The sequence below is a fragment of the Ruegeria sp. AA3 genome (assembly GCF_056542905.1).
In genome coordinates this window covers 673,227-687,650 of the sequence record NZ_JBQGAQ010000001.1, presented here as the reverse complement: position 1 = coordinate 687,650, position 14,424 = coordinate 673,227, and the positions used below count along the sequence as shown (strand labels likewise).

The 14,424-nt window shown below is 56.5% G+C and carries 12 protein-coding genes; 5 read left to right on the top strand and 7 right to left on the bottom strand.

Annotated features, from left to right (window positions below; all coding sequences use genetic code 11):
* Positions 1 to 8 precede the first annotated feature (8 nt).
* From hfq to ACR0JR_RS03405, 3 genes are read left to right on the top strand one after another with little or no spacing between them, the layout of a single operon-like run.
* A complete protein-coding gene (gene hfq / locus ACR0JR_RS03415; protein WP_010440340.1) occupies positions 9 to 248 on the top strand; it encodes an RNA chaperone Hfq in 240 nt (79 codons plus the stop codon).
* On the top strand, positions 248 to 1,519 hold the full coding sequence (gene hflX / locus ACR0JR_RS03410) for a GTPase HflX (RefSeq protein WP_480455003.1): 1,272 nt from the start codon (positions 248 to 250) through the stop codon (positions 1,517 to 1,519). Before hfq ends, hflX begins: the two co-directional genes overlap by 1 nt.
* 32 nt (positions 1,520 to 1,551) lie before the next feature.
* The gene (locus tag ACR0JR_RS03405; protein WP_480455002.1) at positions 1,552 to 1,842 is read left to right on the top strand and encodes a putative quinol monooxygenase; all 291 of its coding nucleotides are present in this window, start codon (positions 1,552 to 1,554) and stop codon (positions 1,840 to 1,842) included.
* A 16-nt stretch (positions 1,843 to 1,858) separates the two neighbouring features.
* On the opposite strand, the gene ACR0JR_RS03400 is transcribed toward ACR0JR_RS03405, so the two are convergent.
* The 4 genes from ACR0JR_RS03400 to hemB all read right to left on the bottom strand — a co-directional run bounded on the left by ACR0JR_RS03400 (position 1,859) and on the right by hemB (position 6,701).
* Positions 1,859 to 2,254 carry a nuclear transport factor 2 family protein gene (locus ACR0JR_RS03400; RefSeq protein ID WP_170540042.1) on the bottom strand — a complete coding sequence of 132 codons (396 nt, stop codon included), beginning with the start codon at positions 2,252 to 2,254 and terminating at the stop codon, positions 1,859 to 1,861.
* A 104-nt stretch (positions 2,255 to 2,358) separates the two neighbouring features.
* A complete protein-coding gene (locus ACR0JR_RS03395; protein ID WP_480455000.1) occupies positions 2,359 to 4,821 on the bottom strand; it encodes a penicillin acylase family protein in 2,463 nt (820 codons plus the stop codon).
* A 162-nt stretch (positions 4,822 to 4,983) separates the two neighbouring features.
* Positions 4,984 to 5,559, bottom strand: a complete 576-nt coding sequence (locus ACR0JR_RS03390; protein ID WP_010440335.1) for a lipid-binding SYLF domain-containing protein — start codon at positions 5,557 to 5,559, stop codon at positions 4,984 to 4,986.
* Positions 5,560 to 5,702: 143 nt separating this feature from the next.
* Positions 5,703 to 6,701: a porphobilinogen synthase gene (gene hemB / locus ACR0JR_RS03385; RefSeq protein ID WP_480454999.1), complete on the bottom strand. Its 999-nt coding sequence runs from the start codon at positions 6,699 to 6,701 to the stop codon at positions 5,703 to 5,705.
* Positions 6,702 to 6,821: 120 nt separating this feature from the next.
* Between hemB and ACR0JR_RS03380 the strand changes: the two genes are divergently transcribed.
* Together ACR0JR_RS03380 and mfd are read left to right on the top strand one after the other, a co-directional pair.
* Positions 6,822 to 7,349, top strand: coding sequence for a hypothetical protein (locus ACR0JR_RS03380; protein ID WP_010440333.1), 528 nt, complete (start codon positions 6,822 to 6,824; stop codon positions 7,347 to 7,349).
* An 18-nt stretch (positions 7,350 to 7,367) separates the two neighbouring features.
* Entirely contained in the window at positions 7,368 to 10,823 is a 3,456-nt protein-coding gene (gene mfd, locus ACR0JR_RS03375; RefSeq protein ID WP_480455182.1) for a transcription-repair coupling factor, read from the top strand.
* On the opposite strand, the gene ACR0JR_RS03370 is transcribed toward mfd, so the two are convergent.
* The 3 genes from ACR0JR_RS03370 to ACR0JR_RS03360 are packed head-to-tail and all read right to left on the bottom strand — an operon-like array spanning position 10,820 to position 14,424.
* Positions 10,820 to 11,497, bottom strand: coding sequence for an SH3 domain-containing protein (locus tag ACR0JR_RS03370; protein ID WP_170470653.1), 678 nt, complete (start codon positions 11,495 to 11,497; stop codon positions 10,820 to 10,822). The two genes, mfd and ACR0JR_RS03370, sit on opposite strands and share 4 nt — an antisense overlap.
* Positions 11,494 to 13,158, bottom strand: a complete 1,665-nt coding sequence (locus ACR0JR_RS03365; RefSeq protein WP_480454998.1) for a hypothetical protein — start codon at positions 13,156 to 13,158, stop codon at positions 11,494 to 11,496. Before ACR0JR_RS03365 ends, ACR0JR_RS03370 begins: the two co-directional genes overlap by 4 nt.
* 57 nt (positions 13,159 to 13,215) lie before the next feature.
* Positions 13,216 to 14,424, bottom strand: a complete 1,209-nt coding sequence (locus ACR0JR_RS03360; RefSeq protein WP_480454997.1) for a multidrug effflux MFS transporter — start codon at positions 14,422 to 14,424, stop codon at positions 13,216 to 13,218.

Sequence of the window (14,424 nt, the reverse complement as noted above, 5' to 3'; positions counted from 1 at the left end):
AAAACAATATGGCTTCGGACAGACAGAATCTGCAGGACGCGTTCCTGAATAATGTACGGAAAGCAAAAGTCCCGGTCACGATATTCCTGATCAATGGCGTGAAATTGCAGGGTGTAATCACCTGGTTCGATAATTTTTGTGTGTTGTTGCGCCGCGACGGACAGTCGCAGCTGGTCTACAAACACGCGATTTCGACCATCATGCCGTCACAGCCGATCAGCCTGTATGAGGGCGAAGACGCCTCTTGATGGAACATGATAGGACGCGCACCCGCGCTTGGGTGCTGCATCCGGAAATCAAATCAGATGAACAGCGCCGCGTTTCAGAACCGGCGCTGGAAGAGGCGGTGGCATTGGCTGCCGCTTTGCCCGATCTGGATGTGGCCGGGTCCGAAGTTGTGCGTTTACCGCGGGCTCAGGCGGGATTGCTGTTCGGCAGCGGCAAGATCGAAGAGTTGGGTGAGCGTTTCCATGAAAACGAAGTGGAACTGGTTCTGATCGACGGGCCAGTCACGCCTGTTCAGCAACGAAATCTTGAAAAGGCCTGGAAGGTCAAAATCCTCGATCGAACCGGGCTGATCCTGGAGATTTTCAGTGATCGTGCGCGTACCCGCGAAGGGGTGCTACAAGTCGAGATGGCGGCACTCAGCTATCAACGAACGCGATTGGTGCGGGCCTGGACCCACCTTGAACGGCAGCGTGGCGGATTGGGATTTGTCGGCGGGCCGGGTGAAACCCAGATCGAAGCGGACCGGCGTGCGATCGATGAACAATTGGTGCGTCTACGGCGGCAGCTGCAGAAAGTAGTCAAGACCCGCACGTTGCACCGCGCCGCACGGGCCAAGGTTCCGTACCCAATCGTTGCATTGGTCGGCTACACCAACGCCGGAAAGTCCACGCTATTCAATGGCCTGACTGGCGCCAAGGTAATGGCAAAAGATATGCTCTTTGCCACACTTGATCCCACAATGCGGCGGGTCGAACTGCCGGATGGTCCCGAAGTGATCCTTTCGGACACCGTGGGTTTCATTTCGAACCTGCCGACAGAACTGGTCGCTGCATTCCGCGCCACGCTGGAAGAGGTGTTGGGTGCCGATCTTGTGGTTCATGTTCGAGATATCAGTCACGAAGAAACCGAAGCACAGGCACAGGATGTCGAGACGATTTTGACCTCTCTTGGGGTCGAGGATGACCGGCCCCGGCTGGAAGTCTGGAACAAAATTGATCTTCTCAGCCCCGAGGATCGCCACGCCACGCTGGCTCGAGCCGAGCGTGATCCGGCAATATTTGCGATTTCGGCGGTAACAGGCGAGGGGATTGCGCCTCTTTTGTCTGAAATTGCCACGATCCTGCAGGGCGCCCGGCATGAATCAACACTCTCTTTGACGTTCGCTGAAGGTCAAAAGCGGGCATGGTTGTTCCGTCAGGAAGTCGTGAGATCCGAAGAGCAGACCGAGGATGGTTTCGAAATCACTGTATTTTGGACTGACAAACAAGCGGCCCGCTTTGCCGCGCTTTGAACTTTGGACCCACTCAATAAAAAGGGTTGTCGATGACAAAGGCTGAAAAGAAGGTTCATTTGCGTGGTCATATAACGGTGCCTCACGACCGGTTGGAACAGGTGCGACAAGCGCTGCCTGCTCATATTTCACTGACCCGTGCAGAGGCGGGGTGTATCTCATTCGAAGTCTGCGAAGATGCCAACCAGCCCGGTCGGTTTGAAGTGTCCGAGGTGTTTGCAAACAGGGCGGCCTTTGAGGCGCACCAGGACAGGACGATAAACTCGGACTGGTATCGGATCACGCAAGGCATTCCCCGTGAATACATTGTGACTTCAGAGTAAGGCGTGCGGACGCGTTTCAGACACCATCAATCTGGCTTTGCCGCTCTTGTGCATCGAACCATTCCAGCGAAGTTTTGATCTTGTTGTCCGATGTCAGTTCCCACTGCTCCCATCCACGCGTGACAACGCGGTTACCAGTGGCGTGATGATGCCCTTCGAGCGTTCTGACGAACAGGGCATGTGGTCCAGCCCACCGCATCATGTCGCAACGTACTTCCAGATCGGGAAAATCCGCATAAAGACGACGCGCCATTTCCGCGATTGCGGCATGTCCTTGCAGAGGTTCGCCACGATTGATGCTGATTTGACCATCCGGCGAAAAGAAGCTGGCAACCGCGTCTGGGTCGCCTGAACTCCACGCAACGGCATAGTCGCGCGCCAGATTATTCAAAATATCGCGAAGGCTGCCCATGCATTTCCCCCTTTGGTGCGATGCGACGGCTCGTTGATTTTAGGCGAATTCAATCAACCACGTCCACGCGGCGCGCAAAAAGGGGCGGGGAATTGCCGATACTGTCAGCGTGGGTTGAGCACGGTCACACCAACTGCCGCGGCGCGGGCAAGACCGATATCCAACGACATGGGAATGTATTCTCCTCTGCGCCACAACTGGGCCTGATCATCGTAGTAGCGCGACAAAAAATGGCCAGACTGACCAGTGGCCGTTATGAATACTGAACTGTCCGGATCGGCGAAATCATATACGCCACGATATCCTGCACCGTGCACATTCTGGAATGGATCTGAACCTTCGCCCGAAGTGCGGCCGCGCAACAAGGTATTGTCGCCGCCGCTGGTCGACTGGCGGATGTTTACGAAGAAACGCAACACCGGCACTTCGCCCAGCACGGGGTGGTCGTGGGTGGCCTGATGGGCATCACCCCAACGCAAAGATTCCAGCGCTGAGCCATATCGTTCTGAAATCCAGATGATTGCGTCATCCAGCGCCAGCCGAGCCATGTCTGTGCAAGTCTCAGCCGGGGCGCTCTGACGCACGTCGCACCAGACCGAAGCGCCATCGATGTCACGGTAAACACGCTCGATGAACAATGGTTCGACATGTTTGTATTCCACCGCCAAGGGGCCAAGCTCATCCGAAATCAGACGGATTTGCAGTGCCCGCAGCCAGGCAGCGTAAATCAATGGCTCGGGCAGATGCTCATTCATCTCACCGTTCCAGTTGGCCAGTAAATCCAGCGCGATTTGCCGCTGACGTTCCGGTGTGCCATCAGGCGCGGACTCTCCGGTGAACCAGAGATCAGCACCGATCAGCGGCAACAAGGATCGAGCCGTAAAGCTGACGGTATCCAGCTGCGCCTCGATAAAGCTATCGCGGGTATGCACTTCGCGCGATTGCATCAGGCGTTCCCAACGGTGAACGCGCTGGGTGTCACCCCACTCATATGAGACATGATCTGGGAAGGGGCGATCAATGATCTTGTTATTTGTATTGCCCAGTATACCGCCCGCTGGGGAAACAAATTCCGGGTTGTCCGCATAAGGCAACCGGCCCTGCCAGCGGTTTCGTTCCAGCCAACCGGGGGTTGGAATACGGCCACGACTTTGGTTGTTAAGGTCTCGCCGGGGCATGGCACCGATCAGTTTCAAACCGATCGTGTTTCGATCGACCAATGACAGGTTCTGTGACGGCGCGATGTAATCTTCAGCTATATTGATGGCCTGCCGAACGGTATCGGCATTCATCAGTGCCAAAGATGCACTCATGGAGGTGTCGCGGGGGCTGAGCGAACTCCATGACAGGGAGGCCACATGCCCCGGAGGCGTAATGGTTTCCAGATCGTAATGCGTGCCCGGCAGAACGGGGCCGTTCTCGGTCCAACGCAGGGTCAAAGTGATCGGGGCCGCGTCCTTGATCTCGATGATCGAAGGCCGGGTTTGGAAGCGCTTATATCCGTCTGGGGTCAGGTATTCTTCTGGGTTGTCTGGGTTCAACTGTTCGATATGGACGTCCTGATCGTCCAGATAAGATGAGGTCAGACCCCAGCCCAAGCGCTCGCTCCGCCCGGCTGAAATCGCAGGAATACCGGGGATCGTCGCGCCAATCACTCCGCCTTTGGCAAGCTCCAGCCGGGCTAGATACCAGATGCCGGGTGCGGTGAAGCCCAGATGGGGGTCGTTGGCCAATAAGGTGCCACCGCTGGCCGAACGAGACGGCGCGGCGGTCCAGGCATTTGACGCCCCTGCCAATCCGCGCTGGGGAAAAGGTGAAAGCGGCGTGTCAGGCATCGAAGCTCCCTGCGCATACCGCGGAAGGTTCGGAAACAGAGCGGCATATTCAGGTAGCGCCGCGATCCCGGGGCCAGGGACATCGGGCAGAATGTCAGCCAAACGTGCTGGGTCGTCCAATATCAGAGAAGTTCGGGCACGCAGAACCTCATCCGCAAGGTGGCCGGACAATTGCAAACTCATCAGTTTCATGATGGCCAGACTGTCGCCGGGCTGCCATGGCGGGACAGGCGCGTTGAACAAGAACATCTCGGGCGCGCCACGACCTAGCGCCTGATCGTTTATTTCGGTTAGCCGGGCGTTAATTCCAGCAGAATAGGCGCGCAATGCGGCAAGCGTGTAATCGTCTTGTACGTCGACAGATCGATGGGCAAGGCCATAAAGGTCCAGTCGTCGCAAGAGCTTGTCGATATGGACTGTTCGCTGGCCGAATATTTCGGACAATCGGCCCTGTACGGTCCGGCGCAGAACGGTCATTTGCCAAAGCCGGTCCTGCGCATGGGCATATCCAAGGCCAAAGAATACATCCGGGTCGGACTGGCCCATGACATGTGGTACGTTCGCGGTGTCGCGGACGATCTCGACGGGGGCGGTAATCCCTTCAACTTCAAGAGTTTGATCATATTCGGGCAGGGATTGGCTGGCCAGAAAATAGATCAGCCCGATTGCTGCGACCAAAAGCAGGATCAGGCCCGTCGTAATTCTCACCAGCCAGCGAAAGACCAGACCCATCTGTCCCCCAAGAATTCTGTATATTCGTTTGCGCAGAGGTTACTGGAAGCCCATCCGGACCGAAAGAGGAATGCCACAGGAATATGTGTGAAATCCATAAAATCTAAAAGCCCTGCCACAAGATGTAGCAGGGCTTTTCTGAGGGGGAAGGGGGCTCGTGAATCAGGGAATGATGCGCGTGTATTTGGTGCCTTCTATGGTTGCACCGAATTTCAGACCCGCCTGCCCAAAGACCGCTGCTAGCACGGGTTTGCCCAATTGATTGGTATCTGTCGAAAGCGACTCACCGGTTGCGTCAACGACATACCCGATATCGGCGCCTGCGGTCCAACCGCTGGATCGGCGGAAGTCATTCAGCGCGTCCTCGGTCATGAAGAATAGAACATGTGCATATTGTTGTGCGCCGATCTGTAGGCCCGCCGTGCCGGAAATGGCCGAATAGTAGTCAACCGTAGCACCCTGAATGCGCAGCGCACCCTGACCATAGGCACCACCGAAGAAGATTAACCCAGCGTCGGTGATCAATGGCATGACCAGCATCCCGTTAGCCTTGTTGGCGATATCAACGGTATTAGGGTACTTGCTGTACATTTCGTTTAGCGTCGCATCAACACGGGCATCAAGCGCCACCGCATTGGAATTCCCGACGCCATTGCCGCAGGCGGCTGTTAGCGTCAGTCCGGCCATGCCAAATGCAAAGCCGCGACGGCTTAGTCGGAGGGAGTTTGAGCTGCTCATGTTTCTCTGTCTCTGTGTATGTGCCTGATTTGTCGGGTCTTCCCGATCTTGTTTGCAAGAATACGCCGATTGCGCCCGCCTGTCACGGGAAAGCTGCGCTGCATGCGCGGCAGATCGGCGAAAAGTCGCGACAATCTGAGGCGTTAGCCGTTCAAAATGCGCGCGGCCTCTGGCGCAAAATACGTCAGAATGCCATCACATCCCGCGCGTTTGAAAGCCAGCAGGCTTTCAAGCATCACCTTTTCGCCGTCGATCCAACCGTTTTGGGCTGCTGCCTGTATCATCGCGTATTCGCCCGAGACCTGATACGCGTAGGTCGGCGCGCCAAAGCTGTCTTTTACCCGGCGGCAAATATCCAAATAGGGCATCCCTGGCTTGATCATGACCATATCTGCGCCCTCGGTCAGGTCGCGTTCGATCAGACGCAGCGCCTCGTTCGAGTTTGCGGGATCCATCTGATAGGTCTTCTTGTCCCCGGTCAGTGCGCCCGAGGCCCCAACAGCGTCACGGAACGGGCCGTAAAACGCGCTGGCATATTTGGCGGCGTAGCTGAGGATCATGACGTTGTGATACCCCGCCGCCTCAAGCGCACTACGCATTGCGCCAATTCGTCCATCCATCATGTCTGAAGGGCCGATAATATCAGCACCGGCTTCGGCTTGCGCCAGAGTCATTTTAACCAGCGCTTCGACCGTCTGATCATTCACAATTTCGCCATCCACAACATAGCCGTCATGGCCGTTGATGTTGTAGGGATCCAGCGCTACATCGGTCATTACAGCGATATCTGGTGCCGCTTCTTTGACCGCCCGAATAGCGCGATTGGACAAGTTGTCGGGATTCCACGCTTCGGCACAATCTTTGGTTTTCAGCGCCTGATCGGTGTATGGGAAGATACAGATAGCAGGTATTCCGAGCGCCTGTGCCTCGATAGCTGCTTTTGCGATCAAATCAACCGAACGCCGCATGACCCCGGGCATGGAGGGCACGGGCTCTTCGATACCTTCACCATCGCGCACAAAAATCGGCCAGATAAAGTCATCGACGGTCAGGGTGTTCTCGCGCACCAACCCCCGGATCGCCTCGGATTGACGGGCCCGGCGGAACCGCGTCAGTGGATAGGGGGCGATGGTCGGTTTCATGGCGCACTCTCCTTGAACAATCGCGCATTGGGTGGCATGAATTCCCGGTGGTCTCAAGGGTAACAATGGACGCATCCATTCGATGACGGTCCCTGCGGACGTTGAATAAAGGGCAGACGCTTGGACATTTACACTTCGATATTTGAAATCATCGATATGCGAAGCTTTTCGAATCTGTGGTATTGGATCGGATTGGCTGTTCTTTGGTCATCGGCCAGCCATTGGTCGATTGGCGTGCCCCACGATCTGGTGGCACGAGCGCGCCGTTCCGGTGGCCAGTCAGAACAGGATTTGTTGGACATTGCCAGGATCAACACGAATCGCGTGTTGTATATTGTCGAGACTTCTGGTCTTGCGATATTTGCGATCTGTTGTTTCGTGCTGACCGGGTTGGCAACAATGGGTTTCTTTTACGGGCTTGAATTCGCGCAAGCTGTGTTCTTGCTGATGTGCCCGATGTGCTTTGTCATGCTCATCAATATATCGACCGCAAAAAAAATGAGACAACAAGAGCTGACGTTGGAAAACGTTGCCAAGAATCTGGGCCGGTGCCGGGTCTATACTCAGATCATCGGAATGATCTCTATATTGGTCACTTCGTTTTGGGGCATGTATCAGAACTTTACGGCTGGCGTTCTGGGCTGGTGATATCAAAGAGGCAGCATGATGAAGGCTCCGAACCACGTTACAGTCGGCGGTGCTCCTGAAGGGTTTGACGCACAGCTGGTTCTGAATGAGATCGTCCGCTCGGGTGGTCCGGTCTGTCATGTCGCGCGCGATGACAAACGGATGGAGGCGATGCGGGCGGCGCTGGCTTTTTTTGCGCCTCACATGCCGGTGTTCGTTTTTCCGGGCTGGGATTGCCTGCCTTATGATCGTGTGTCGCCCAATGCGGATATCTCTGCTGCGCGCGTGGCGACATTGGCCGCACTAGTACATCAGATGCCAGAGCAGTTTGTGCTGTTAACGACGCTTAATGCAGCGACACAGCGGGTTCCGGCCCGCGCGATTCTACGCGAGGCCGCGTTTACCGCCCGCGTAGATCAGCGCATAGATGAAAAAGCGCTGAGGAACTTTCTGGTGCGCATGGGCTTCACCCAAAGTCCGACTGTCATGGAGCCCGGAGATTATGCGATCCGCGGGGGTATCATTGATATCTTTCCACCGGGCGAAAGTGGCCCAGTTCGGCTGGACCTGTTCGGAGATGTTCTGGATGGCGCGCGCCGGTTTGATCCTGTCTCGCAGCGCACGACAGAAAAGCTTGATGTGGTCGAGCTTGCTCCAGTGTCCGAAGTTATTCTGGACGAAGCCGCCATCACCCGATTTCGCCAGAACTACCGCATCGAATTTGGCGCAGCGGGCACGGATGACCCGCTGTATGAGGCCGTCAGCGCTGGCCGTAAACATCAGGGTATCGAACACTGGTTGCCGTTCTTTCATGAAAAGCTTGAGACGCTGTTCGATTACCTGCCGGGCGCAACAATCTCACTTGATGATCAGGTCACACCAGCGCGGTTGGCGCGGTGGGATTCGATTGCTGATCAGTATGAGACGCGAAAGCTGGCGCTGGAAAACCGCTCGCGCATGGATACTGTGTATAAGCCGACGCCTCCTGGGCTGCTTTATCTGGACGATGCTGCATGGGAAAAGGCGGTTGGCGACCGGCGAGTGTTGCAGTTCAGCCCGCTGCCGCAGGCCAGCGGACCGGGTGTGATTGATGCAGGTGGTCGGATCGGGCGAAACTTTGCCCCGGAACGCCAACAGGAAAGCATCAGGCTATTTGGTGCTCTCGCCAGCCACATCACCGATAAGATGGACGAAGGTCCTGTCCTCATTGCCTCTTATTCAGAAGGCGCGCGTGAGCGTCTAACCGGTTTGATCGAGGACGAAGGTCTCGCCGAGGCGATCCCAGTGACCGATGGCACACGAGTTGGAAAGCGCGGGTTGCATCTGGCCGTTTGGGCATTGGAGCATGGGTTTGAAACGCCTGATTTGACGGTGATCGCTGAGCAGGACGTGCTGGGTGACCGTTTGATCCGCCAACCCAAGAAACGCCGCAAGGCCGAGAACTTTCTGACTGAGACCCAATCCCTCAGCCCCGGCGATCTGGTGGTGCATGTAGACCACGGCATTGGTCGCTACATGGGGATGGAGGTCGTCACTGCCGCCGGTGCGGCGCATGAATGCCTGCTGCTGGAATATGCGGAACAGTCGAAGCTCTATCTGCCGGTTGAAAACATTGAGTTGCTGTCAAAATACGGCCATGACGAGGGGCTGCTAGATCGTTTGGGCGGTGGTGCGTGGCAAGCCAAGAAGGCCAAGCTGAAAGAGCGCATTCGCGAGATGGCGGACAAGCTGATCCGCATCGCGGCCGAGCGTGCTTTGCGCAAGGCCCCGGTGATGGACCCGCCGCCCCACGCGTGGGAGGAGTTCAGCGCGCGTTTCCCGTATCAAGAGACCGACGATCAGTTGCGTGCCATTTCCGAGGTGATGGAGGACATGCACTCTGGTGCTCCGATGGATCGCTTGATTTGCGGCGACGTTGGTTTCGGCAAGACCGAAGTCGCCATGCGCGCAGCCTTTGTCGCAGCCATGTCAGGCGTGCAGGTCGCCATAGTCGCGCCGACCACGTTGCTCGCACGCCAACACGCAGCGTCCTTTAAGGAACGCTTCCGGGGCTTCCCGCTGGAGGTCCGGCAATTATCGCGCTTTGTGTCGGCAAAGGAGGCGCAACAAACCCGCGACGGGCTGGCACGGGGCACTGTGGATATCGTGATCGGAACCCATGCGCTGCTGGCCAAAGGGATACGGTTCAACAATCTCGGCCTGCTGATCATCGACGAGGAACAGCATTTCGGCGTGGGTCACAAAGAACGGTTGAAACAGCTGCGCTCGGACGTACACGTCCTGACCCTGACCGCAACGCCGATCCCGCGGACGCTGCAGCTGTCTCTGACCGGAGTGCGCGATCTGTCGATCATTGGCACCCCACCCATCGATCGCCTTGCCATCCGCACCTATGTCAGCGAGTTCGATGCCGTCACCATTCGCGAGGCGCTTCTGCGTGAGCATTATCGAGGTGGGCAGAGCTTCTATGTGGTCCCGCGTATTTCGGACCTGCCCGAGATCGAGGAATTCCTCAAAGAACAGCTGCCTGAGCTGACCTATGTGGTCGCCCATGGGCAGATGGCAGCTGGTGAGCTGGATGACAGGATGAACGCCTTCTACGACGGCAAGTACGACGTGTTGCTGGCGACCACGATTGTCGAAAGCGGGTTGGATATCCCGACCGCCAACACGATGGTGGTGCATCGCGCGGACATGTTCGGCCTCGCACAACTCTATCAGATCCGGGGTCGAGTGGGGCGTTCGAAAACCCGCGCTTATGCCTATCTGACCACCAAACCGCGCGCACGTCTGACGGCAACGGCCGAGAAACGCCTGCGGGTTCTGGGCTCATTGGATACGCTCGGGGCTGGATTTACGCTGGCGTCACAGGATTTGGATATTCGTGGGGCCGGTAATCTTCTGGGTGAAGAGCAGTCCGGCCAGATGCGCGACGTAGGCTATGAACTCTATCAGTCGATGCTGGAAGAGGCGATTGCCAAGATTAAAGCCGGCGAGATGGAAGGGCTGTCGGATGCCGACGACCAATGGGCCCCGCAGATCAACCTAGGTGTCCCGGTTCTGATCCCCGAGGATTACGTGCCCGATCTGGATGTGCGTCTTGGTCTCTATCGCCGCCTGTCGTCATTGTCGACGAAGGTCGAGCTGGAAGGCTTCGCTGCTGAATTGATCGACCGTTTCGGCACTTTGCCGAAAGAGGTGAATACACTGATGCTGGTCGTACGTATCAAGGCGATGTGTAAACGGGCAGGGATTGCCAAGCTGGACGGCGGACCTAAAGGCGCGACGATCCAGTTCCATAATGACAAGTTCGCTTCCCCTCAGGGGTTGGTCGAGTTCATCCAGAACCAGCGTGGATTGGCCAAGGTCAAGGACAACAAGATCGTTGTCCGGCGCGACTGGAAAAAGGACAGCGACAAGATCAAGGGCGCGTTTGCGATCGCGCGCGATCTGGCCGAAAAGGTTATGGCTGAGAAGAAAAAGGCAAAAGCCTAGTCCCCGGTCACAAAGGTGCAAAGCTGCCAGTCGCCCGCTTCGGATTTAACCAAAGCAGCGCGATACCCAACCATCGATGTCAGAAAGTCGCCATGCATGTAGCCTGTGGTTCCATCCGTCAGTCGAATTTTTTGATAGGTTTCATCGGTTTGATAGTCAGGAACAATGACCACCTCGTGGCTGATCAAACCAACTATCGGGCCACCGCGCGAGGGGGATTGGCGCAGCGTTACCTGTTCAGCGGCCACGAAATATGCTGTGAACGGATCCAGGGAAGCGGGCAGGGCGATTTGCCAATGTGTTGGCATCCAGAACTCACCCTGTTCGTCAAAGTAACCTGGCTGCGACAGCGTTTCGTATAAATCTGTCCAATAGGCTTCGCGCAGTTCGTCAGCTTCGTCTCTGAACTCTTCACTCAGCTGATCGGGCGGCACAGTTAGGTTTATTCGGAATTCGTCCGGTCCGCCATTGCTGCCATGGCTTAGATAAATATCGGGACATGAGGCAGCCACCACGGCCTCGGTATCGCGCGCCTCGATTTTTGCAAGCAGATCGGACCTGAACTTTAGCAGGGTGGGGTCTTGTTCTGCTTGATCCACTGGAGGAAATGTCTGCCGTTGCGCAAATGCGGGACCACACATTACCAAAGCCAGAGCCAATGATAGTGCATTCATTCGGCGGCTCGCATCGCGGCTTGCGCACAAAAACAGGATGCACCAACAACCCTGTCCGCACGCGCGAGCGCAAGATCAAGACGTTGTTGAATCTGTTTGATTTCTATGGCCTCTCCACGCTCTTTCAGGCAATCGCGTAACCCTCTAAGGCTCCAGACATTGTCGGGGTGGATCGAGGCACGGCCGAGCGCTCCTGCCAGGCCCAGATCCTCTCGATAGACGGCCTCGGCCTCGGTGACGTGGCCCTGTTCAAATAACAAAGCCCCAAGCGCGTGGCGTGTGGGCTGCATCCAGCCCCATGGTTCGTCATAAGGCAATGTGTCGTCCAACTCGACCGACCGACGCAGATGGGCATATGCGATATCGTAGTTGCCCTTACGATATTCGATTTCTCCGCGCAGCATTTCCGCAGCAATTTCAAGCAGATCGATGACGCGATTATTGTGCAGTCTGCGTGTTTCGGGCACGCAGGTCTTAGCGGCAAGGAAAAGTTGCTCTTCAGCTTCGGCCTGCGCGACCTCATCCGTGGCCGCATGGGCGATGGCGCGGGCATAGTGTGTTGTTGCCGTGAGCGTACGATAGAGGTCCGGATCGTCGGGAAGATCCAACGCCTTAGCCTCTTCCCAGCGGCCAAAGCGGATCAGGATATGCGGACCCATGGACATATAACTTTCGAAATAATCCGCCATGGGCGGGCTTTCGATCCGCAGCATTTCCTCGGGTGTGGTGTCCCACAGGCCTTGATTGGCGCGCAGGGCGGGCTCCATCTGACCCAGAAATAATGCACCGTAGATTGCAAAATGGTAATTGTGTTGACGATAGCCGGTGTAGATATTGAACGCGCCTTCGCGCTCATAATACTTCAAATCAGCGACCGAGGCCTGTTCATTCCAATAGACGACGTTGTGATAATGGCCGCACTGCACGTCGATATGCGTCGGCATATGTACCAGATGCCCTGCTTCCGGAACCAGCGTGCGCAGAATATCCCCCGCTTGCAGAGCCTTTTCCGGGGTCGGCGACATCTCCATCAGATGGACATAGAGATGCAACAGGCCGGGATGAGACATCGCATCAGGATCATCGGCCATCGCTGTTTCCAATGCCTCTTGCGCCTCAAGCGTGGCCGCGCCCTCGGCAGGTTGTCCGGTTTTAAGGTTCCACATCTGCCATGGCGTGAGGTTCATCAATGCCTCGACATAGATGGTACGCAGATCCAGATTGCTGGGTTGTTCGGCAAATGCTGCACGCATTGCGTCGGCAAAATCATAATCCCACGAGTGCATGTCCTCCATCGGATCGCGCTGTGGGTATCGGGCCGGCAGCGCCCGGATCAGGGCCTGTTCAACCGGTGTGCACTTGTCTAGAAGGGCGATAGCTTTTTGTGTAGCGTCATAGGCAATCGCCAGTGATTTGGTCTGTCCCTGATCGTCACGCAGATCCCATGGCAGGTTGTAGTTCGGCCCCGCCGCATAGGCGACGCCCCAATGGGCCATGGCGCAGTCGGGGTCTGCGTCTGCGGCCTTCTGAAAACAGGCAATCGCCTCGTCATGGTTATAGCCATATGTCCAGACCAGTCCGCGATCGAACCACAGCTGCGCCTCAGCCGAGGCAGTGGTGACGGCACAGGAATAGGTGCCAAGATCATAATAGTCGCGCATAAGACCCCTCCCAAACAATTGGCAGGAGCTTAACGGGTTTCAGAAGGTCTGCACAGATCAGGCAGGCAGTCGATTTTCGATCCGACCCATATGCAGCATCAAGCCGAAGCCCAGAATGCACATGATCAACACCCCTGTCGTCAAAGGCGTAATCGATCCATCAAATAGCAAGCCCACGGGTGCGGCGATTGCCGCAGCCAGAACCGTCGCGATAGACCCAATGACCGAGGCGGCCATTCCCGCGATATGGCCCATCGGTTCCATCGCGATGGCGTTCAGGTTGCCCATGGTAACGCCCGCCATGAAGAATACGGTAGTTTGCCACGTCACGAACAGCGCGAATGAGGCGTCCGGGGACAATGGCATCGCGTTCAGGACAATTACGCATCCGGTGATAATGATCTGCGCACCAAGGGCCCAGGTCACGATCCGGCGCATGCCGAGGCGAACAACGAGCGCGGCATTCAACAGACTGGCCGAGCCCGAGATCAGCGCCACAAAACCGAACCAGAACGGAAAGCTCTCAGCTCGGTCATGTATGACGTCAAAAACCGGTTGCACCATTGTCAGCATGGTAAACAGCAATCCCATACACAACGTCTGCACAAGGATTGAAAGTCGCACGGTGGGATGGGTCATCATCTCCTTCACAGCTGCGATCATTAATGGCAGTCGAAAGGGGCGGCGATTTTCAGGAGCCAGCGACTCGGGCAACCGCGTTGCCATCCAAACTACGATGATTGAAGCAAAAAGCATGAAGGATACGAAGATCCCGCGCCATCCAACCAAGGCGATAACACCTGCACCAAGCAGCGGTGCTGCGGCTGGAACCAACGTGAAGATCATCATGGCAATCGAGATGATGCGCGCCATCTCGCGTCCCGCATAGAGGTCCCGAATGATCGCCATCGCTACAACTCGAGGGCCAGCAGCGCCGAGGCCTTGAACAACCCGCGCAGCCAATACCAGCTCGAGCGAAGAACTGGCCCAGGCAACTGCCGACGCCAGGATATAGAGGGCAACGCCTCCATAGATAACCGGTTTGCGTCCAACGGCATCCGAAATCGGGCCCGTGAAAAACGTCCCGATACCCATACCCAGCACAAAAGATGTCAAAATCAGTTGCGCTTTGTTCATGTCATTGGGGCTAAGCTCTTTACCGATTTCGGGCAGAGCGGGCAGCATTGAGTCGATCGAAAAGGCAATCGTGGCGAACATCATCGCGACCAGCGCAATGAATTCGCCCCGGGACATGCGATTGGTCAT

Excerpts from the sequence above, each read along its gene's own strand:
- ACR0JR_RS03405 (WP_480455002.1), top strand. The coding sequence starts at position 1,552 with ATGACAAAGGCTGAAAAGAAGGTTCATTTGCGTGGTCATATAACGGTG.
- hemB (WP_480454999.1), bottom strand. The coding sequence starts at position 6,701 with ATGAAACCGACCATCGCCCCCTATCCACTGACGCGGTTCCGCCGGGCC.
- mfd (WP_480455182.1), top strand. The coding sequence starts at position 7,368 with ATGAAGGCTCCGAACCACGTTACAGTCGGCGGTGCTCCTGAAGGGTTT.
- ACR0JR_RS03365 (WP_480454998.1), bottom strand. The coding sequence starts at position 13,158 with ATGCGCGACTATTATGATCTTGGCACCTATTCCTGTGCCGTCACCACT.
- ACR0JR_RS03360 (WP_480454997.1), bottom strand. The coding sequence starts at position 14,424 with ATGACCAATCGCATGTCCCGGGGCGAATTCATTGCGCTGGTCGCGATG.
- ACR0JR_RS03395 (WP_480455000.1), bottom strand. The coding sequence starts at position 4,821 with ATGGGTCTGGTCTTTCGCTGGCTGGTGAGAATTACGACGGGCCTGATC.
- hflX (WP_480455003.1), top strand. The coding sequence starts at position 248 with ATGGAACATGATAGGACGCGCACCCGCGCTTGGGTGCTGCATCCGGAA.
- ACR0JR_RS03370 (WP_170470653.1), bottom strand. The coding sequence starts at position 11,497 with ATGAATGCACTATCATTGGCTCTGGCTTTGGTAATGTGTGGTCCCGCA.
- hfq (WP_010440340.1), top strand. The coding sequence starts at position 9 with ATGGCTTCGGACAGACAGAATCTGCAGGACGCGTTCCTGAATAATGTA.
- ACR0JR_RS03390 (WP_010440335.1), bottom strand. The coding sequence starts at position 5,559 with ATGAGCAGCTCAAACTCCCTCCGACTAAGCCGTCGCGGCTTTGCATTT.
- ACR0JR_RS03400 (WP_170540042.1), bottom strand. The coding sequence starts at position 2,254 with ATGGGCAGCCTTCGCGATATTTTGAATAATCTGGCGCGCGACTATGCC.